23 protein-coding genes and 1 tRNA gene are annotated in these 19,337 nt (G+C 28.5%); 18 read left to right on the top strand and 6 right to left on the bottom strand.

The genetic code is table 11. The features are described from left to right. Nucleotides 1-70: 70 nt before the first annotated feature. The 5 genes from U881_RS0103745 to flgF all read right to left on the bottom strand — a co-directional run bounded on the left by U881_RS0103745 (nucleotide 71) and on the right by flgF (nucleotide 3,878). Nucleotides 71-391 (bottom strand): rod-binding protein, encoded by a 321-nt coding sequence (locus U881_RS0103745; protein ID WP_024653283.1) that lies wholly within the window; start codon nucleotides 389-391, stop codon nucleotides 71-73. A 2-nt stretch (nucleotides 392-393) separates the two neighbouring features. Next, nucleotides 394-1,380 carry a flagellar basal body P-ring protein FlgI gene (locus U881_RS0103740; protein WP_038363619.1) on the bottom strand — a complete coding sequence of 329 codons (987 nt, stop codon included), beginning with the start codon at nucleotides 1,378-1,380 and terminating at the stop codon, nucleotides 394-396. A gap of 204 nt (nucleotides 1,381-1,584) precedes the next feature. Continuing rightward, nucleotides 1,585-2,223, bottom strand: coding sequence for a hypothetical protein (locus tag U881_RS0103735; protein ID WP_084538426.1), 639 nt, complete (start codon nucleotides 2,221-2,223; stop codon nucleotides 1,585-1,587). After that, complete coding sequence (gene flgG, locus U881_RS0103730) at nucleotides 2,220-3,017, bottom strand: flagellar basal-body rod protein FlgG (protein ID WP_024653280.1); 798 nt, start codon at nucleotides 3,015-3,017, stop codon at nucleotides 2,220-2,222. The genes U881_RS0103735 and flgG overlap by 4 nt, the downstream gene beginning before the upstream one ends. Before the next feature lie 12 nt (nucleotides 3,018-3,029). Continuing rightward, complete coding sequence (flgF, locus tag U881_RS0103725; protein ID WP_024653279.1) at nucleotides 3,030-3,878, bottom strand: flagellar basal-body rod protein FlgF; 849 nt, start codon at nucleotides 3,876-3,878, stop codon at nucleotides 3,030-3,032. A 360-nt stretch (nucleotides 3,879-4,238) separates the two neighbouring features. Here flgF and U881_RS0103720 point away from each other — a divergent pair, with 360 nt between their 5' ends. From U881_RS0103720 to U881_RS0103635, 18 genes are all read left to right on the top strand, one after another. Next, nucleotides 4,239-4,769 (top strand): DUF2147 domain-containing protein, encoded by a 531-nt coding sequence (locus U881_RS0103720; RefSeq protein WP_024653278.1) that lies wholly within the window; start codon nucleotides 4,239-4,241, stop codon nucleotides 4,767-4,769. A gap of 34 nt (nucleotides 4,770-4,803) precedes the next feature. Next, nucleotides 4,804-5,334, top strand: a complete 531-nt coding sequence (locus U881_RS0103715; RefSeq protein WP_024653277.1) for an adenine phosphoribosyltransferase — start codon at nucleotides 4,804-4,806, stop codon at nucleotides 5,332-5,334. 132 nt (nucleotides 5,335-5,466) lie between these two features. Then, complete coding sequence (rplU, locus tag U881_RS0103710; RefSeq protein ID WP_024653276.1) at nucleotides 5,467-5,778, top strand: 50S ribosomal protein L21; 312 nt, start codon at nucleotides 5,467-5,469, stop codon at nucleotides 5,776-5,778. 3 nt (nucleotides 5,779-5,781) lie between these two features. Continuing rightward, entirely contained in the window at nucleotides 5,782-6,114 is a 333-nt protein-coding gene (locus U881_RS0103705; RefSeq protein ID WP_024653275.1) for a ribosomal-processing cysteine protease Prp, read from the top strand. Then, the gene (rpmA, locus tag U881_RS0103700; protein ID WP_024653274.1) at nucleotides 6,101-6,346 is read left to right on the top strand and encodes a 50S ribosomal protein L27; all 246 of its coding nucleotides are present in this window, start codon (nucleotides 6,101-6,103) and stop codon (nucleotides 6,344-6,346) included. The genes U881_RS0103705 and rpmA overlap by 14 nt, the downstream gene beginning before the upstream one ends. A gap of 22 nt (nucleotides 6,347-6,368) precedes the next feature. Next, nucleotides 6,369-7,358 (top strand): GTPase ObgE, encoded by a 990-nt coding sequence (obgE, locus tag U881_RS0103695; RefSeq protein WP_024653273.1) that lies wholly within the window; start codon nucleotides 6,369-6,371, stop codon nucleotides 7,356-7,358. A gap of 61 nt (nucleotides 7,359-7,419) precedes the next feature. Continuing rightward, complete coding sequence (gene nadD, locus U881_RS0103690) at nucleotides 7,420-7,992, top strand: nicotinate (nicotinamide) nucleotide adenylyltransferase (RefSeq protein WP_024653272.1); 573 nt, start codon at nucleotides 7,420-7,422, stop codon at nucleotides 7,990-7,992. After that, on the top strand, nucleotides 7,993-9,177 hold the full coding sequence (locus tag U881_RS0103685) for an LCP family protein (protein WP_024653271.1): 1,185 nt from the start codon (nucleotides 7,993-7,995) through the stop codon (nucleotides 9,175-9,177). Next, nucleotides 9,152-9,508, top strand: coding sequence for a ribosome silencing factor (rsfS, locus tag U881_RS0103680; protein WP_024653270.1), 357 nt, complete (start codon nucleotides 9,152-9,154; stop codon nucleotides 9,506-9,508). Before U881_RS0103685 ends, rsfS begins: the two co-directional genes overlap by 26 nt. A gap of 93 nt (nucleotides 9,509-9,601) precedes the next feature. After that, nucleotides 9,602-9,892 carry a septation regulator SpoVG gene (gene spoVG, locus U881_RS0103675; RefSeq protein ID WP_024653269.1) on the top strand — a complete coding sequence of 97 codons (291 nt, stop codon included), beginning with the start codon at nucleotides 9,602-9,604 and terminating at the stop codon, nucleotides 9,890-9,892. Between the two features lie 72 nt (nucleotides 9,893-9,964). After that, nucleotides 9,965-10,036, top strand: a tRNA-Gln gene (locus U881_RS0103670). Between the two features lie 22 nt (nucleotides 10,037-10,058). Then, complete coding sequence (locus tag U881_RS0103665) at nucleotides 10,059-10,607, top strand: 50S ribosomal protein L25/general stress protein Ctc (protein ID WP_024653268.1); 549 nt, start codon at nucleotides 10,059-10,061, stop codon at nucleotides 10,605-10,607. Nucleotides 10,608-10,612: 5 nt separating this feature from the next. Continuing rightward, nucleotides 10,613-11,182 carry an aminoacyl-tRNA hydrolase gene (pth, locus tag U881_RS0103660; protein ID WP_024653267.1) on the top strand — a complete coding sequence of 190 codons (570 nt, stop codon included), beginning with the start codon at nucleotides 10,613-10,615 and terminating at the stop codon, nucleotides 11,180-11,182. Beyond that, on the top strand, nucleotides 11,182-12,498 hold the full coding sequence (tilS, locus tag U881_RS0103655; RefSeq protein WP_038363613.1) for a tRNA lysidine(34) synthetase TilS: 1,317 nt from the start codon (nucleotides 11,182-11,184) through the stop codon (nucleotides 12,496-12,498). The genes pth and tilS overlap by 1 nt, the downstream gene beginning before the upstream one ends. Continuing rightward, nucleotides 12,495-14,402: an ATP-dependent zinc metalloprotease FtsH gene (ftsH, locus tag U881_RS0103650; protein WP_024653265.1), complete on the top strand. Its 1,908-nt coding sequence runs from the start codon at nucleotides 12,495-12,497 to the stop codon at nucleotides 14,400-14,402. Before tilS ends, ftsH begins: the two co-directional genes overlap by 4 nt. Before the next feature lie 22 nt (nucleotides 14,403-14,424). Further along, nucleotides 14,425-15,903 carry a hypothetical protein gene (locus U881_RS0103645; RefSeq protein ID WP_024653264.1) on the top strand — a complete coding sequence of 493 codons (1,479 nt, stop codon included), beginning with the start codon at nucleotides 14,425-14,427 and terminating at the stop codon, nucleotides 15,901-15,903. A gap of 16 nt (nucleotides 15,904-15,919) precedes the next feature. Then, on the top strand, nucleotides 15,920-17,554 hold the full coding sequence (locus U881_RS0103640; protein WP_235048128.1) for a S1C family serine protease: 1,635 nt from the start codon (nucleotides 15,920-15,922) through the stop codon (nucleotides 17,552-17,554). A 30-nt stretch (nucleotides 17,555-17,584) separates the two neighbouring features. Continuing rightward, on the top strand, nucleotides 17,585-18,691 hold the full coding sequence (locus U881_RS0103635) for a thymidine kinase (RefSeq protein ID WP_024653262.1): 1,107 nt from the start codon (nucleotides 17,585-17,587) through the stop codon (nucleotides 18,689-18,691). 6 nt (nucleotides 18,692-18,697) lie between these two features. On the opposite strand, the gene U881_RS0103630 is transcribed toward U881_RS0103635, so the two are convergent. Next, nucleotides 18,698-19,315 carry a hypothetical protein gene (locus tag U881_RS0103630; protein WP_024653261.1) on the bottom strand — a complete coding sequence of 206 codons (618 nt, stop codon included), beginning with the start codon at nucleotides 19,313-19,315 and terminating at the stop codon, nucleotides 18,698-18,700. Nucleotides 19,316-19,337: the final 22 nt, after the last annotated feature.

Below are 19,337 nucleotides of genomic sequence, written 5' to 3'. Positions count from 1 at the left end.
TAATGCAAAAATCATGCCAACTTAGTGAATAATTGATATTTTTTTATTAAATATTAATTATTTTCTAAGATTATTTGCTTTTTTTGATTTGATTATAGATTACATCAGCAAGTCTAAAACTTTTAGATTTGGCTATTTGTTTTGCTCTTTCTAAGTAAAGCATATCTTCAAAAATTTCTTCTGTTTGTCCTCCATGAATTAAATTATTTTCTTTGTTTAAAGAATTTTTCATGCTCTTAAGCATTTGATTTACAAATATTGCTTCGAATTCTAGTGCAGCTTCATAAAGTTTATTGTCTTTTTTGTATTGATTTATTTTTTCTATTTTTTCTTGTGAAATTTTTATTTGATTTTCTGTCTTTAAATTTTTTAAATTTATTTTGTTTATCATATTTATTCCTCTAGAATTAATTCTCCGTATAGTTTGTGAATTTTGTCTGCTCTTTTAATTATTTTTATTAGTTCTTGATTACTAAGCTTATCTGAATTATTTGATATAAATTCATTTAGCTTTATTTTTTGTATTTCTATTTTTATTTTTTCATTTGTTTTGTTGCTAAATAAGTTTTCTTCACTTTTTTCAATTGAAAGTATAAGGGGTCCTATTTCTGCATTTGTGCTTGCTATTATGATCTTTTTTTGTTCATTTATTAAAATTTTAGGGGTAGTTTCTATTTCTAAAGTTTCAATCTTACTTAATAATGCAATTTCATTGACCTCAATTTCTATAATATTTCCTGATTTGATATTATTTTTTATATTATTTTTGGTTAATTTGTTACTTATTAAATCAGCTAAGGAGTAATCTTGCTTCTTTAGAATTATATTATAATTTTTATTTGTGCTGTTTTGATTTTCGTGTATTGTTGCTCCATTTAATATGTATCCTGTACCTTTTGATTTGTCATTGATTATTATTGGTCCTGATGCAGTTGCCAATATTGTTCCCTCTTTGTCTTTAAATTCTGTTTTTAAGAGTATTCCGTTTGTTAAATCTTTTGCATTTAGCATGGATGCTATGTAAACATTATGATTTGTACCTTTAATCATATTGCCATTTATTTTGATTGTTACGCTTACTAATGCCATGTTTTTACTTTCGATTTTGCTTAGATCTATTTCGTTAATACCAATTTTATTTAAAGTGTGATTTAAAATTTCTTTTCCTTTAAGTGAATCTCCTTTATCAGTAAGTCCTGCTACTATTCCAATTCCTGTTAATATGTGTGAATCAGTATGTTGTATCTCGGCAATATTTTTTAATTTTGTTTGTTCATTTATTTTGTTATTAACCTTATTTTGATTAGAAAAATTTTTTAGTTGATTTTCTTGTGCAAATAAGCTTAAACTTAATATAGCTAGCATTATCAATTTTTTCATGATTTTGTTCCTTTGTATGGCAATATAGTTTACATTTATTTTAATATTATTGCAATTGTTTTCTTCTGTTCATTTTTATTTGCTTCCCTTTTCGTATTTAAAGTGAAACTATGATACTTGAAAATAAAAATTTTGTTATTTTTTTATGTGGATTAGTTAAGAAAATTAATTTGAAATTGAAAATGATATTTTTATACAAGTGAATTACTGTTGTTTTTGTATTTTGTTTAGCTTTATTTCTTCATTTTTTATTATGTTTTGTAATGCAATGTATTTGTTTTGATTTAATTCGTTTATGTTTAAAGTTTCGTTGTTTCTAATTGTGTTTATTTGATATTTTAAGTAAATATTATATTCGTTTATATCTTGTCCTGCTTTTAAATTTGTTTTTGCAAATACAATTGGTTCTATTATGTCTATGTAAATATTTATTTTGTTATGTTTTTTGTAGTTTTCAAATTGTTTTGCATAATAAACTAGAACTTTTTGTATTGGTATATTTTTATATGATATTTGATTTGTTATTTTGAATTTTATCTTGTTTGCTAATTGATTGCTGATATTGATTTCTGATTCATCAAAACTGAATTGTAATATATAGATGTTTTTATTTTTAAGAGCTTTTGTGATATGGCTAATCATCGAATATATAATTTGTTTTTTATTGAAATGTGGACTTATATAAATTTGTGATAAGTTATTGCCATTGCATATTTTTGAATATTCTTTTGAAAAAAAATATACCTTGTTGGGAGACATTTTAAAGCAGATGTCGTGAGGTGTTATGTATGATAAATTTATTGTGAGTAAATAAAATATAAGCTTTTTCTTAAATATTTTCACTGTCTCTTTAAGTTGTTAGCGATTCCTAGCATATTATCTGAAGTATGAATTGCCTTAGAATTTATCTCATAGGCTCTTTGTGCGACAATCATTGTTACCATTTCTTCTGCAATTGATACATTTGACATTTCAAGCATTCCCTGTCTAAGTTTACCCATGCCGTTACTTCCTGGAATTCCTGATATTTCTTCTCCAGATCCTATTGTTTCTTTAAATATGTTGTTACCAATTGCATTTAGTCCTGATGGATTTACAAATCTTGTGATTTCTATTTGTCCAAGTTCAATTGGTTCAAGACCTTCATTCACTTTGACAGATATGATTCCTTCTTGCGAGATTGCAATAGAATTTTTGACATGTTCTTCGGGAAAAGATATTTCGGGTAATAATTTGTACCCTTGACTTGTTACTAAATTTCCATTTGCATCGATTTTAAATGAGCCATCTCTGGTATATCCATAAGATCCGTCTGCTAAGAGAACCTTATAAAAACCGTCACCTTCAATTGCAACATCGGTATTTAAATTGGTGGCTTGCAGATTGCCTTGTTCAAAAAGTCTATGTGTTGCTGATACTTTTGTTCCATGTCCAACTTGATTGCCAAGAGGCGTTACTGTGTTTTCAGTTGCAGGAGTCCCTGCTCTTCTTTGTGTTTGGTATACTAAATCTTCAAATTCAGCTCTTACTTTTTTAAATCCGATAGTGTTTACGTTTGAAAGATTGTTAGCAATTGTATCTACATTATACTGTTGTGCTTTCATTCCACTAGCTGATGTCCAGAGTGCTCTCATCATATATTGTCTCCTTTAAAATTTTCCAATTTCGTTAATTAATTTGCCAAGGAGTATGTCCTCAGTTTGTATTGTTTTTTGATTTGCCTCGTAGGCTCTGTTAACCGTAATCATTGAAACCATTTCATTAATGGCATTTACGTTTGAACCTTCTAATGCTCCAGATTCGATTTTAGGTCTTAAGTTGATAGGGATATCTTTGGCTTTTCCAGATATTTCTGTGCTGTGCCATAGTGAACTTCCTTGTTTTTTTAAAAATCTTGTTTTGTCAAAATTGACAATTTTTAAGTTGTCAAGAAGTTCATAATTTTCCCATGAATTTTCATATTCACTTACAAGTCTTTTGGGATTGCCTTCAAATGTGGCATTGTGAAATATTTGTCCTTGATCTGTTATTTTGAAGTTGTTGTCTTTTATGTATATGTATCCTTTCTCTCCCATAACAGGATATCCATTTTTTGTAACAAGCATGCCTTCTTGCCCCAGTGTAAAAGATCCGTTCCTTGTATATCTCTCTCCTTCTGGTGTTTTTACAACAAAAAAACCTTCTTCAGTTAATGCTAAATCAAGAGGATTGCCAGTTATTTTTAATGGACCTTGTTCAAAAGATGTATATATTTCGTTTTCTTCAACTCCTGTGCCAAGCTTTCCAACAACAGGTGCTGTTTCTAGATGTCCTTTGGGAAATTTATAAAGACCATCATCATTAATTCGTCTAATTAACATTTCAGGAAAAGCTTTTTGAACGGATAAATCTTTTTTGTATCCCGTAAGGTCAATATTTGCTAAATTATTGGCAATAACTTCTAGTCTATGTCTTTGTGCCATCATTCCGCTAGCAGCTGTATAAATTCCTCTTACCATATTAAATCCTTCTTGCTTTTATTTATTCATTATAAATATGTTATTATTAAAGTCAATATTATAAGACAATAAATGAAATTTACTTTTTTATATTTGCTTATGTTGTATATGAATACCTTAACTAAAGAACGAAGTTTTGTTATAGAAGTTTAACTGTTAAAGTATGAAAAATTGTAGCTTGATTTTAAATTTTTAATAAGACTAAAATGTTAAATTTTGTTAAATGATTAGGTTTATATAACATAATGTGTATAAGGTATTTCTTCTATTATTTTGCAAAAAATATGAAATAAATGTATAATTTTTTCTTATCATGGGTTATTGAAAGTATTTTGGTAAGGATTAATTTTAGGAGTGTGTATGAGTAGGAATATATTGAAAATTGTGTTTTTATTCTGGTTTATGTTTTTTTTATTTGCAGAATCTGAAAATAAAAAAAATGATGGTAGTGAGGTTTTAGGATATTGGGTTGGATATGATGATAAGACCAATGTTAAAAATTCTGTGATTTATGTTTATAAATATAATGATAAAGTTTATGGTAGGATTTTAAATGTAATCAAGGATGGCAAAGTGCATGATATTAATAATCCTTCTGGTTATAGAGTTGTAGGTTTTGAACATTTAAGCACTGAAGGACTTGATTTTATGTGGGGTCTTAAGTATTTTGAGTCTTCTGGAAAATGGGATAAGGGTAAAATTATTGATCCTAAAAATGGCAAGATTTATACTTCTGAAATGAGAGTAGATCCAAAAACTGGTAATCTTGTTACTAAGGGCAAAGTGTGGATTTTTGGTAGAAGTAAGGTTTGGACAAAAGCTTCAGAAGATGAGATTCCTAATATGAGTGTAGAGGGAATAGTGCCAAAACCTCCTGTTGCAGAAGAATAGATATTTGATTATTTGATATTTATGGGAAATCTTAATGATAGATAAGATGGAGTATTATGATAAATTTATCATGAAAGTGCCTAACTTTCCAAAGGAAGGTATACTTTTTTATGATATTACAAATGTTTTGCTTCAAGCAGAAGCGTATGAATCTTTAATGGAAGATGCACATGCCTTTTATTCGTCAAGAAAAATTGATTGCATTGCTGCTATTGAATCAAGAGGATATTTGATTGGCGCTCCTTTGGCTTTGAAGATGAATTTACCTCTTTTGTTGATTCGTAAAGGGGGTAAGTTGCCGCGTCAAGTTTTACGAGAAGAGTATGAGCTTGAGTATGGATTTGGTAGTATTGAGATACATAAAGATGATGTTAAACAAAATTCAAATATTTTGTTGGTTGATGATATTTTAGCTACTGGAGGTACCTTAAGTGCAGCTGCTGTTTTACTTGAGAAAGCGGGTGGAGTAGTATCTGATATATTTTGTTTTATTGAACTTGTATCAATAAGGGGTAGAGATGTTTTGCAGGGCTATAATGTAAATTCTCTTGTTAAATATCCTTAGTAATTTTATTTAATAAAGAATTTTGTATTATTATTCATGAAAAAAGATGAAATAATGTGATTCGACTTAAATAATTGACTTTAAATTTTATTAAATTTATAATACTTAGCTGAATATTAAGAGGTGATTGTGATGTATGCGTTATTAGAGATAAAAGGTAAACAGTACAAGGCTGTTAAGGGCGAAATATTAAAAGTGGATCGAATTACGGCAAATAGTGGTGATAAATTGGAATTTGATAGTGTAATGCTTGTTAAGAGTGATGAAGATGTGAAGATAGGCAAGCCTTATGTTCCAGCGTCTTGTGTAAAATGTACTTATATAGAGGATAAAAAAGATAAAAAGGTTATTTCTTATAGATATAGGAGAAGAAAAGAAAGCGAGCGTAAAGTTGGACATCGTCAAATTTATTCTCATGTTTTAGTTGATGATATAATTTATTAGTTAGTGATTAATGTTTTGATAAAAACCCATAATGATATAATTGTTTATATTTTAGCTAATGGGCATGCTAGAAGCAATAATTCTATTAATATAGTTTGTGCCTCTTTTTCTTTTATTTTAAGGACTTTTTTAAGTATTCTTGATTATGAGAGAGAAGGTTTTGTCGTAGATAAGCATTTAAAAGGTTATTTGGAATTTCAGGCTTCTTGTGAGGTTTTAGCTAAAGAAAATCTTTTTTATTACAGTAAATTTTTGATACAAGGAATCAAAGATTTGTGTTTTGAATATCCTAATGATATTAAATTAATTTTGGAGGAAACTAGTGGCAACAAGTAAAAGTGGTGGTAGTTCTAAGAATGGAAGAGATTCTATATCTAAAAGGCTTGGCGTTAAGAGAAGTGGTGGACAATTTGTAAGAGCTGGAGAGATAATTGTAAGGCAAAGAGGTACAAAGTTTCATAAAGGTAAAAATTCTGATCTTGGTAGGGATCATACAATATTTGCGTTAAAGGATGGTATAGTAGAATTTAGAACTTCTAAGGGCCGAAAGTATATAAACATTATTTAATATCATTATAATTGAGGTTGATTTGCATCTATTTAAAGATTCTTTAAATATGACTGTCTCTTCTGGTAATGGGGGTGCAGGATGTGTTTCTTTTTTGCGTGAAAAATTCAAAGCTAAAGGAGGTCCTGATGGAGGTGATGGAGGAAGAGGTGGAGATGTGATTTTTAAAGTTAAGTCAAATCTTAAAACTTTGTCTCTTTATAGAAATGGTCAGGAACTTAGTGCTGGTAATGGAAAATCTGGAATGAGTTTCAAGAGAAGTGGATCTGCTGGAGCAGATTTAACTATTTTTGTTCCTCCAAATACTTGCGTTTATGATTCCGTTACTAATTGCATGTTATTTGAGCTTAAAGATTTTGGTGATGAAATTATTGTTTTAAAAGGTGGGAGAGGTGGTCTTGGGAATGCAAATTTTAAAAGTTCTACAAAACGAATACCAAGATTTGCTCAGCCTGGAGAGGCTGGTGCTACTTTAAATTTGCGTCTTGAATTGTCGTTAATAGCTGATATTGGATTTGTTGGGCTTCCTAATGCAGGCAAATCTTCTCTTATTTCTACAATAACTGATTCACGATCAAAAGTTGCAGATTATCCTTTTACAACTAAAATTCCGCATCTTGGTGTTTTGAGGGTTTCTTATAATGATTTGGTGATTGCTGATATACCTGGAATAATTGAAGGTGCAAGTCAAGGTGTAGGGCTTGGTTTTAAATTTTTAAGACATATTTCTAAAACTAGGATTTTGGTTTTATTAATCGATGTTTCTAGTGATAATTTTATGAGTGCTTATGAAATTCTTGTTAATGAACTTGGAGCATATGATATTGAACTTTTAAAGAAGAAACGTATAATTGTTGCTAATAAACTTGATTTAGAGGGTGCGACTAAAAATTTTAATCTGTTAAAAAAAGTTTTAGATAAAGAGAGGGTGTTAGGAATTTCTGTTTATGATAATAGAGGGATAGATGAACTTGTGAGTGAATTTTTTGCCTTTTTAGAAAACTCAAATTAGTATTGTGCAGGCTTTGATTATTTAATTGGTATATTAATTTAGTATATAACAGGGGAGATTTATGCGAATAGCAATATTGGGTGGTACTTATAATCCTGTTCATATTGGGCATATGTTTTTGGCGAAAGAAATAGAACATTTTTTAAATGTTGATAAGATCTTATTTGTTCCTACTCACAAACCTGTTCATAAGTGTGTTGAGAATATTAGTGTAATAGATAGGATAACAATGCTTAAGTTGGCAGTACAACATGAAGATAACATGTTTATTGATGAATGTGATGTAATACATGGTGGAATAACTTATACTATTGATACTATTGCTTGTATTAAGGATAAGTATGTTAATGATGATATCTATTTGATTATTGGAGATGATCTTTTTGCAAGTTTTGATTCATGGAAAAATCCGGAAAAAATAGTTGAATCTGTTAATCTTGTGGTTGTTCACCGAGTTTATAGCAAAAGATTGAGTAGTCGATTTAAACATACTTATATTGATAATAGAGTATTTCCTATTTCCTCTTCAGAAATTAGAAGTAGAATTGAGCAGGGATTGCCTGTGGATTATTTGCTTCCCTTTGATGTTTTGAGATATATTAAAAATAATAATTTGTATGTTAAAGGTAGATAATTGAGGAAAGAGTTATTTTTTTTAGTTCTAATTATTTTGATAATTCTTGGTATTGTAATTTTCTTTGTTGATAGTTCTAAAAGAGAGCAAATATATTTTGAACTGAATACTAAGAGCAATATTAGTTTTTTATTTCTTATAGAAGATGATAATGACAATCTTTTAAGTATGCAAGAAGTTTTTATTAACATAAAAACAGGAAATGTTGGTTTTTTAGATATTCCTATCTATACAGGTTATGAGGATTTTAAAGGAAATATTTCATGGTTTGAAGCTTTGTATAAAAAAAATAATTTCAGTGAATTTTTATCTAAAGTATTTAGACAATTAAATCATGAACCTGATTATTATATTCGTTTTAAAAAGGATAATTTTGTGCGGTTTATTGATTATCTTGGTGGAGTGAGACTTCTTGTTAAAAATCCTGTTAAGGTATATAGTTTAGTACGTCCTATCTTAATACCTTCTGGAAATTCTGTTTTTGATGGTGATAAAGCTTATGATTATTTAAGCTATTTCAGAGATATTGCTTCTTATGATGAGCGGTGTGAATTTTATAAAGAATTTTTTAAAAGAATTTTAACACAATTTTCTGATTTTCAAGAAGAGTATGATTATTTCTCTAAAATGTATGTTATGTTAGATACCAATCTTTCTGAAACTGTATTTAAATATATTCTTACCAATTATAAAATCAATGATGAGAAGCTTATTTTTATTAATGTTAAGGGACAAGAGGAGACATTTAAAGATGATGATGATAATTTAATAAAAGTCGTTTTTCCTTATTATGGGGGAGCAGTTCTTAAAGAGTCAATAGAAAATTTAAATAGACTTTTAATAGATGGAACTAGAACTGAAGATGTGATTAAAATTATTATTTTAAATGGCACTCAAACTCCTGGACTTGCACGGAATGTGTCAGATATTTTTAAATCTTTAAAATTTAAGGTTTTAAGATTTGGCAATGCAGATAAGCATAATTATTCTCATACTTTGATCATAAATAATTCTGATAATTTGGAGATTGCTATTAAGGTTGGAAATGTTATTAAGGCAAGAAATATTAAACCAATCTCTGAATTTCATATGGATGTTTTAGGACTTAATCTTTCTGATATGAGTCCTGATGTAATAGTCATTTTGGGAGATGATTTTGATGGGAGATATGTTAAGAGTCGATGATATTAAAAAATTATGTAAAATTATATCTGATTTTGGTGGTACCTATGTTTTAGGTATTGATGTTAGTTGTGTTTGCAATTGGGCTGATTTTTTTATTATTGCTTCATTTTCATCATTGAGACAAATGGAAGCTTTGTACACCGAAAAATTAGTGACTTTTTTTAATGAGCGAGATTTAGATTGTTGTATTCAAGGTAAAGGTTTTCTTTATGATTGGACAATTGTTTCTTGTTCAGGGTTAATTATACATTTAATGAGTGAAGATTCCAGAAAATATTATGAACTTGAGAAAATATGGGATAAGGGAGAAATTATTTATCCTTTAGAGTGATTTAATTAAAAAAAATAAAAATATCACAAGAATTTATTTACAAAAAATTAAAAATATTCTAGATTTAAAACATGTATTTAGGGAGGCCTAGAAGTGAATATTACAAATGTAAGAATTAGGAGAGTTGATAATAAAGATTCCAGTTCGAAGCTGTTAGCATATGTGACAGTTACTTTTGATGATTGTTTAGTTTTACATAATATCAGAGTTATTAGGGGGCAAAAAGGTGTGTTTATTGTTATGCCTAATAGAAGAACTAAGGTCGGGGAGTATAAAGATATTGTGCATCCTATTAATCAAAGCTTTAGAGAAGTTTTACAAAGTGCTATTTTTAAAGAGTATGTTAAAGAAAATCCTGCAAGTTTTGAACTTGAATTAGTCTAGAGATAATATTATTGACAAAGTGTATTGAATTTTGTATCCTTTTGACTTATGGATAATTAATTGTTAAGTATTTGGGACGTGGACAAGTGGTAAGTCACCTGGTTTTGGTCCAGGCATTCGAGGGTTCGAATCCTTCCGTCCCAGTATTTAGATTAGGAGTTTTGCTGTGTATAGTAGTAGGATTTTGAGGTATGAGAGTAGGTCAGAGTTTGGCTCATCGTGTGCTCGTATCTTACGAGCAAAGGCTGAAATACCAGCTGTTGTTTATGGTAAAGGAAGTGATGTTTTACACATAAAAATTAAGAGTAGTGATTTTGATAAAAACTTTGCTAAGTTTACTGATAATACTGTTTTGCTTTTAAATGATGGTACGGTTGAAAAATGTGTTTTTATTAAAGATGTTAATGAAAATCTTACTAAGAGATTTATTTATCATATTGATTTTTATGAAGTTGATAGAACTCAATATATTGAAAGGGATATTGAAATTAAATTTGTGGGAGCTTCTGTTGGTGTTAAGGAAGGTGGTACTTTAAGTGTGCTTCGTACTAAGGTTAAAGTTAAGGCTCTTCCTTTGGATTTGCCAGAATTTGTTGAAGTAGATTTGACTCCTGTTAAAAAGGGAGATCAAATAACTTTGAAGGATATTGTACTTTCTGATAATGTGAAGCTTTCTGAGTCAGATGAAAATTTGGCAGTTTTGTTTGTAAAATAAAAAATATGAATTTGTTAATGGTTGGCCTGGGTAATCCCGGGTCTAATTTTTTTCGTACTAGGCATAATGTTGGTTTTGGGTTTATAGATGAATTGATTGTGAAGTATGGTCTCTCTTTAAAAAAAGCCAAAAATTATGAGTATTCTGATTTTACTGTTGAGAATAAACGAGTAGTTTTAATTAAGCCTTTAACTTATATGAACTTAAGTGGTAATATTTTTCCTTCTGTTTTTTCTAAGTTTTATATGAAAATAAATAATCTGTTGGTTGTGGTTGATAATGTTGATTTGCCTTTGGGAAAGTGTAGACTTAGAAAGGTAGGAGGTGCTTCTACACATAATGGACTTCGCTCTATTTCTGCAAGTCTTGGAAGTACTCAGTATAGTAGGCTTTATATTGGGGTTGGGAATAGTAATGATAATTTTAGTCTTAAGGATTTTGTTCTCTCCAAATTTAATGATAGTGAACTTGATCGTATTAAAAATGTATTTGCTTTTTTAAGTGAAGAAGTATTGGGTATAGATGAATTGAGTTTTGAACATAAGATTGCGACTATTAATTCTAGTAGTTTTTGATGGTTTGGGATAATATAATAACAAAAATAGAAAATTTTTATAAAAAAAATTCTTTAACTAAAGAAAAAGTAATTGTTGCCTTTTCTGGGGGTGCAGATTCTACTGTTTTGTTATTGCATTTAAAGGAATACTTAAGTAATAATATTGTTGCTCTTTATTTTGCGCATTATATGAGATCAGAGTTTGAACAAAACTTAGAAATAGAGCATGTTAAGAACTTTTGTAAGTTGCATAATATTGTTTATCAAATAAAGAGGTGTGATGAGGATATTAAAGTAGAAGCTAAACAATTTGGTGTGTCAGTTGAAGAATTGGCCAGAAAATATCGCTATAATGCTCTCTTAGAAGCTTTTGATGAAAATGAGGCTAGTTATATTGCTCTTGCTCATAATAAAAATGATCAATTTGAAACTTTAATAATGAGATTTTTTCAAGGTTCATTTTTGGATGGATTTTCTGGTATTCCAGTTATAAATAATTGCATTATTAGGCCTTTACTTGAAGTATCAAGAGAGGAGATTGAAAAATTTCTTTCTATTAATAATATTGTTTATTCTATTGATAGTACTAATCATGAAGATTTGTATTTAAGAAATAAAATTAGAAATAATCTTATTCCTGTTGTTAAAAAAATTTTTAAAGGGTATGAAAAAAGTTTAAAGAGAATATCTACTTTTTCAAGTGAACTTGTCAATTATTTTGACAGAGAAAATTTTCTTCCCTTTAGTAAAGGTAATTATTATTATTCTTTTGATGCTATACTTTTTTTTAGTTTGCCAAAATATTTGGTTTTTAGAAGTATTTTTAAAATTTTAAATTTAGAAGGAATTGTATCAAATTTATCATACGAATCTTTAGGTGAAATTTTTAGAGTAAGTCTTGATAATAAAAAGAGCAATATTTTATTTTGTAGTAATGATTTTTTTTTGGAAAGACGTAGAGATAAGGTTAATCTTATTTTTAGGAGAGCTGTGGAAATGCGTAATCCTTTTGATTTTTTTTTAAGAGTTAGTGAATATCATAGTTTATCTTTGGGTGAGATTTTGTTAGAATGTTTGGAGTGTGATGATAATTCTATACTAACATTGAGATGTTGTTCTTATGAGTTTAGGCATAAATTTTTTAAAAAAAAGTTACAATCAAAGAAGTTTTTTTCTAAGTTTGTAAGGTATAATCCACTTTATTTAATGTTGTTAGTATTAAATGATAAGATAATTGGAATTATTGATTTAAATACTTTAAACTTAATGTGGAGTGATAAGAATATTCTTAAAAAAATTAATATATCTTTGTTCGGAGGATTTTTAAAGGAATGAATATTAACAATAATAATTTGAATAATAATGGTAAATCTAATAACAAAAAGAAGAATAAAAATTGGATTTTGGGTCTTGTTATTGTTTTCTTAATTTTAGCAATATTCATGTCTTATTTTATGCGTGGCGGAGAAAATTATAAGAACGTGCCTTATAGTACATTTCAAACTTATTTAGATAGTGGTTTGATTGAATCAGCTATAATTATTGATAAGAGTCAAATTCAGTTTATAGTTAAGAATTCAAATTTAGGAAAATCTTATTTCTCTACTAACATTCCTTATTTTGATATTAATTTGCTTGCCGAGCTTAAAGCCAAGCGGGTAGAAGTAAGTGCTGGCAAGAGTCAATCATCTTTAATTGGCGTTGTGCTTCAAACTTTGCCTTGGATATTATTTTTTATTTTCTTTTTCTTTATTTTTCGTCAAACTCAAGGCGGTGGAGGGAAAGTTTTTTCATTTGGAAAAAGCAATGCTCAAAAATATGAACCAGGGAAAAATAAGGTTACTTTTAAAGATGTTGCTGGTCAGGAAGAGGCCAAGCAGGAACTTGGAGAGGTAGTTGAATTTTTAAAATATCCTAAAAAATTTGAAAAAATTGGTGCAAGGATTCCAAAAGGTGTGCTTTTGGTTGGATCTCCTGGTACAGGAAAGACTTTGCTTGCTAAAGCCGTTGCAGGAGAAGCAGGAGTGAATTTTTTTCATATGTCAGGTTCTGATTTTGTTGAGATGTTTGTAGGGGTTGGAGCAAGTCGTGTGAGAGATCTTTTTGATAATGCGAGGAAAAGTGCTCCTTGTATAATTTTTATTGATGAACTTGATGCTGTTGGAAGAAGTCGTGGAGCTGGACTTGGTGGTGGTCATGATGAGAGAGAGCAAACTCTTAATCAGTTGTTAGTTGAGATGGATGGTTTTGGTACATATACTAATGTAATTGTGATGGCAGCAACAAATAGACCTGATGTTCTTGATTCTGCTTTGCTTAGACCTGGTAGATTTGACAGACAAGTGGCAGTTACTTTGCCTGATATTAAGGAAAGGGAAGCAATATTAAATATACATGCTCAAAAGACTAAACTTGCAAAAGAAATTGACTTAAAAGTAATAGCAAGAGCTACCCCTGGTGTTAGTGGTGCTGATCTTGCGAATTTGATTAATGAAGGTGCTTTAATTGCTGCAAGAAATAATCAATCTGAGATTTTGATGCATGATTTGGAAGAAGCTAGAGATAAAATATTTATGGGTGTTGCTAAAAAGTCTATGACTGTTACTGATAGGCAAAAACTTGAAACGGCTTATCATGAAGCTGGACATGCTTTGCTTCATTATTATCTTGAACATGCTGATCCTTTGCATAAAGTTACTATTATTCCTAGAGGTAGAGCTCTTGGTGTTGCTTTTTCTCTTCCTAAAGAAGATAGACTTTCAATCAATAAAAATCAACTTCTTGATAAAATTAAGATATGTTATGGTGGTTATGCTAGTGAGCAGATTAATTTAGGTTTTACTACAGCTGGTGTGCAGAATGATTTAATGCAAGCTACTAATTTGGCAAAGAAAATGGTTACAGAGTGGGGTATGGGGGAGGATATAGGTCCTATATTTTTGGTAGATGATGAGGCTCCAATTTTTCTTCCAAAAGAATTTTCTAAATCAAAAGCATATTCTGAGAGTACTGCTGCTAGAGTAGATATGGAAGTTAAGAGAATTCTTGAAGGATGTTTAAAAGAAGCATCAGATATTTTAATGGAGCATAAGGATCAGTTAGTTAAACTTGCAGAGGCCTTGATTGCAAGAGAGACTTTAACAGATAATGAGGTAAGAGAGCTTTTGGGTTTTGAATTAATTGAAAGTGATTATGAGCTCAGTTTAAAGCAATCTAAGCAAGAGGTAATTAATGGATAGAACAAATTTTTAAGGAGTCTTTGTGGTTGTCTTGAAAATTGTATTTTTATTTTTATTTTTTGTAAATTTAAATGCTAATTTAAATAAGAGAGACGAAGATATATCAAGGATTCTTTTACGTGAATCTAAAATTTTTGGTGATATTCAAAGAAGTCTTGATATGCTTTATAGTTCTCTTGAATTTAATTTAGGAAATTCTGATTCTCTTTATGAACTTTCATTGAGAAATGATATTTCATTATTAGATAGAATTTATTTATTAAAAACAGCTATAAATGTTAATAATTTTACATTTGTAAAACCTAGGGATTTGTATCTCCAATATTTTTCATTAATTTTAGAGCAAAATGAGGACATTTCTAAAAATAGAGAAATTATTGATAGTTATGATAAGCTGGATGGTGATTTACAAAGTGATAAAGATTTGATTTACATGAGACTTGAGGCTTCCAATAGACTTAAAGATTTTAGTGGTACTTTTAATAAAGTATTAGCAAGTGCTTTTGCTATATATAGTGATGATGTGAAGTTTTTTAAATGGTTTTTAAAAGAAGATAAGTTTTTTCCAAGTCTTTTTGCCAAACTTAAATTAAAAGACGATTCTTTTTTTGAAGTTAAAAATGTTGATTTTATTTTTAAAAGTACAAAATTGAGTGAACCTAATACTGTTGCTTTGTTTACTTTTCTTAAGAATAAAAGTAAACAAATAAACGGTGTTCAGGGTATGTATTTGCTTAAATATAGGCTTTTGACACCTGATGAGGCTTATGGTTTTTTTAAAGGGAATCCACCAAGTACACTGCGTGATTATAAAATGTTTTATGAACTCTTAGGCGATCCTAATATACGAAAAGAGTTTTTAAATCATTATAAAAATTTATCTGGTGTGTATTGTGTAGATGATAAAAATAATGTTGCAATATTTAAAGATGGAGTTTTAGTAAGTTTTTTTTCACAAATAGTAAATTATGCTTCAAATTTACATTTAGATAAAGAATATTTTAATAGGGTTTATTTCAATGATAAAATTCCCGTTCTTTATGAAAATGTTTTACTTGGTTATAATGTTCATTATTCTGTTTATCCTTATGTTAGTATGATTGAGGTTAATAATCCAAATAAAAAAACTGTTTATACTTTTGCTTTAAATTCTTTTCGTTATGAAATTTTTGATGATTTTGGTTATAATTTCGATTATATAGGTGTTAATGATTTTTTAATAACCAATGTTCCAGATATTTTTATTCCTACTATGTTGAATTTAAGTCCAAGATTAGTTTCATCTTTTAATATTAGAAAAAGTTTAATATCCAAAAAAATTTTTAATGATTCTGATATTGTTGAGGTTAGAAATTACTCTTTTGGAGATTTAATTTCAATTTATAGAAAAATGAATGATTCTAGAAAGTTTAATTATGTAGAAATTTATGATAAAGGAGTTTTAAAAGCTAAAAGGGTTATTTTAGATGATTCTTTAGATATCTATAGTAACATTAAATAGCTTTTAAAAATTATTGATGCATAGAAAAATTTTTATTATTATGTTAATTTTTTCGTGCAGCACAATAAAAGATATATATGATAAACAGATTTATTATGTGCCATCTGATAGTATAAATAAGCATATTGAAGATAACAATTTTGAATTTGCTCTTTCAAGTTATTATAGTCTAAAAAATAGTGGTGTTGAACTAGATCAGAGTATTCTAGATTTAAGGGATAAAGCTTTATCTGGAATTAAAGGTGAGTATTTAACTTTTTATAAAGAACAAGATTATGAGAAAGCATTGCTTAAGCTTGAGACTTTAAATTTGTTTGGTATCATGCTTACTGAGAGTAAAAAACAATTGGTTTTAAAACATCTTGAGAGTTTGAGACAAAAAGATCCGATGCTTGCAAGTTTTTTTGCAAAATATTATTCGTTTGATGATAATTTTGATTTTTTGGAAAATTTTGTTATTAAAGAAAAATCCCCCTCAAAAAATGTTTTGCTTGATACAGCTGTCTTGACGGTTTGGGTGGATATGGGTACTAAGATTTTAAATGGTAATAGGGTACCGAATATTGCTTTGGGCTCTTCTTTTGTTATTGATAATCTTAAAGGATATGCTTTAACCAATTATCATGTAATTAGTTCTCAGGTGAATAGTAATTATAATGGGGTTTCCAATCTTTATGTTAAACTTCCAAGGGGTAAGGGTGAAAAGCTGCCTGCAAAAGTTATTGCTTATTCAAAGGAAATGGATCTTGCATTAATTCAGGTCTCTTTTAAATTAGATCATCAATTTAATTTAGATTATTCTTCAAATATTAGTATTGGAGATAGGATTTATGCTATGGGTTCTCCTTTGGGATTTGAGAAGACTATTACTTCAGGAATAATTTCTGGAAAGAATAGAAACTTGTTATCGGTGGGTGATTCTTATCAAATTGATGCTGCCATCAATCAGGGGAATTCTGGTGGCCCTGTTGTCAATGAGGATGGGGGATTTGTTGGACTTACATTTGCTGGTATTTTGTATACTCAAGGTCTTAATTTTGTAATACCTTCAAAATGGGTTTTAAAAGTATTGCCATTTATGTATAGAGGTGGTATTTTGAGGAATAAGTGGTTAGGTTGTACTTTTTCGGAAAGTTTGAACAATTTGGAAATATCATATGTCGCTCCTAATTCTCCTGCAGATATTGGTGGACTTAGAAGTGGAGATTCTATTTTGAGTGTTAATTCTTTAAAATTTGATAGCTTGAGAGAATTGCAGTACTATATTTTGCAAAAAAAGTCTATGGTAAGCATTAAATATAAAAGAAATAATAAAGAGTATAAGAGTTATTTATATCCACAAAATCGTCCAGAAGATATTGTGGATAATATTGTTAAAAAAGATTCTTTTAAAAATGTGTTGGGAGCTTTTTTAGGTTTGAACTTGAATTTGGTTGCTGGAAGAGAATATAGGGTTGCAAAGGTTTTTGCAAATGGTCTTGGTGATGAACTTAATTTTAGAACTAATGATGAAATTTTTATTTATGATTTTCGATATATTAAAAATAAGAGAGTACTTATTTTATTACTTTATGTTAAAAGATTGTTTTCTGGATATTTAGGAGCTCCTTTGCAGCTTACTATTCCTTTTGATTCTATTATATTTGTGTAAGTAAACTTAATATTTTTGGAGTTGATTGTTATGGGCTTTTACTTGAATTTAGTTAGTGGCGATACTCAGTCTAAACTTGATAATATTGTTTCTATTAGTCATTTTGATTTTAAAGACAATTTAAATTTAATGCTTATCATTGGTCCTATGGGTAGTGGCAAAACAGAATATGCTGCTAAAATTTATAAAGATTCTCTTATTATTAAAAATAAATCTTCTAAGGTTTTGGATTCTATCACTAAGGGACTTAGAAACAGAGCCAATGTGTTTTTTATTAGAAATATTCTTGATAAGAAAAGATTTAAGGATTATCCTGAAAATGTTATTCCTTATAGAGGTGGTGGAAGTGATAAAATTGATGGTGTTGATTTTGCTAGTAATTCTTTTGATGTGGGACAATTGATAGATAATAATCCTGAATATGGAACTTTTATTATTGATGAGACTTGTTTTTATGATGAACGTTTGGTCTTTATTTTAAATAAAATAGCTTTAGATTTAAATGTATTATTTATACTTCCTACTTTACTTTATAATTTTAGAAAAGAAATATTTAATAACACAGCTAAGCTTTTAATAGAATATTCAGATAAAATTTGTCGTCTTGGTGCTTACTGTGAACATATTAATTGTATGGGTGAATCTTTTTTGACATACAGATATTATTTTTATGAGGGTAGAGAAATAGCTGCACCTTATTTTGATCCTTTATTGATTGTTGGTGGTGATGAGATAGTTGAATCTGCTATTTATCCTAATTATGCTACAAGGTGTTTTAAGCATCATTATCTTGTTGGTAGAGAATATTTTTTTACTATTCTTAAACCTTTTGCATTATTATACATTCAAGGTGATAAAAAATTTCTTGAGAAGGAAATTCTTGATTTAAGTAGTAATATTGAAAATTCAAATTTCAAAGAGTCTCTTTTAATTGAATTTAGAGGAAAATATGATATTGCCGTTTTAGAAAATGTGTTGAGATTACCTTTTTTGGCAGAAAGAGCTTTAATTACACTTTCATTGGAATATAATATTCTAAGTAAAGGAAATTTTAGAGAGCTTGTTGATAAATTTTCACTTAGTAAGGATTATATTCAAAAAGTCATTATTTCAATGGAGTATAAAGGGATTTTTTAAAAAATATTAATAGTAATTTGGTCTTTTTTGAAAAAATTCTTTTGTTCTTTCAATGCGTATTAATTCTCGTTTTATGATGTCATGGTAGTTAAGTTCTTTCATTGCAATTCTATGATATTCATCTTCCCAATTTGTTATTCCATCACTTTGTATTTTTATAAATTTATACTTGTCTAGTTGTTTATGGTATTTTAAGGCTTCTTCGTAGTAAGAGACAGCTGTTTTGTAAAAAATTGCAGCTTGATTTAAGTTTTTAAGGATACCATCTTTTTTTGGAGTTTTATAAAAATATAAATGTCTTGTGTCAAATAGATCACCTAAATATAGATGTTGCTTAACTAGAAGCAAATTTACATGCATTTTAAATAGAAGTTTATATTTATCCCATTCTTTTCTTGTTGTTATTTTTGATAAAGAATAATTTGGGTTACCAAATGGATATTTTAATGCGTTTTGTAAAAAAAATATGTTTCTTTTATAATTGTCTGGTTTTCTTTTCATATTTTCATTGAAAATTACATACCATTGTTCGGCGTAGAAAAATTTTGATGATGCATTTACGTTGGTGATAAGTAGACCTGAAAATATTATTGAACATAATATAAAAAGGTTATTATTAAACATGTTTTTATCCTTCCTTTATTAG

Origin of the sequence: Borrelia persica No12 (genome assembly GCF_000500045.1) — a bacterium.
In the GTDB taxonomy this organism is placed as follows: Bacteria; Spirochaetota; Spirochaetia; order Borreliales; family Borreliaceae; genus Borrelia; species Borrelia persica.
Note: the sequence above shows the minus strand (reverse complement) of the source record. Positions and strands in the feature narration are given on the sequence as shown.

Coding starts and splice junctions, on each gene's coding strand:
- U881_RS0103745 (WP_024653283.1), bottom strand. CDS start 391: ATGATAAACAAAATAAATTTAAAAAATTTAAAGACAGAAAATCAAATA.
- U881_RS0103640 (WP_235048128.1), top strand. CDS start 15,920: ATGCATAGAAAAATTTTTATTATTATGTTAATTTTTTCGTGCAGCACA.
- tilS (WP_038363613.1), top strand. CDS start 11,182: ATGGTTTGGGATAATATAATAACAAAAATAGAAAATTTTTATAAAAAA.
- U881_RS0103630 (WP_024653261.1), bottom strand. CDS start 19,315: ATGTTTAATAATAACCTTTTTATATTATGTTCAATAATATTTTCAGGT.
- U881_RS0103715 (WP_024653277.1), top strand. CDS start 4,804: ATGATAGATAAGATGGAGTATTATGATAAATTTATCATGAAAGTGCCT.
- rsfS (WP_024653270.1), top strand. CDS start 9,152: ATGGGAGATATGTTAAGAGTCGATGATATTAAAAAATTATGTAAAATT.
- nadD (WP_024653272.1), top strand. CDS start 7,420: ATGCGAATAGCAATATTGGGTGGTACTTATAATCCTGTTCATATTGGG.
- U881_RS0103740 (WP_038363619.1), bottom strand. CDS start 1,380: ATGAAAAAATTGATAATGCTAGCTATATTAAGTTTAAGCTTATTTGCA.
- U881_RS0103635 (WP_024653262.1), top strand. CDS start 17,585: ATGGGCTTTTACTTGAATTTAGTTAGTGGCGATACTCAGTCTAAACTT.
- flgF (WP_024653279.1), bottom strand. CDS start 3,878: ATGGTAAGAGGAATTTATACAGCTGCTAGCGGAATGATGGCACAAAGA.
- ftsH (WP_024653265.1), top strand. CDS start 12,495: ATGAATATTAACAATAATAATTTGAATAATAATGGTAAATCTAATAAC.
- pth (WP_024653267.1), top strand. CDS start 10,613: ATGAATTTGTTAATGGTTGGCCTGGGTAATCCCGGGTCTAATTTTTTT.
- flgG (WP_024653280.1), bottom strand. CDS start 3,017: ATGATGAGAGCACTCTGGACATCAGCTAGTGGAATGAAAGCACAACAG.
- U881_RS0103720 (WP_024653278.1), top strand. CDS start 4,239: ATGAGTAGGAATATATTGAAAATTGTGTTTTTATTCTGGTTTATGTTT.
- rplU (WP_024653276.1), top strand. CDS start 5,467: ATGTATGCGTTATTAGAGATAAAAGGTAAACAGTACAAGGCTGTTAAG.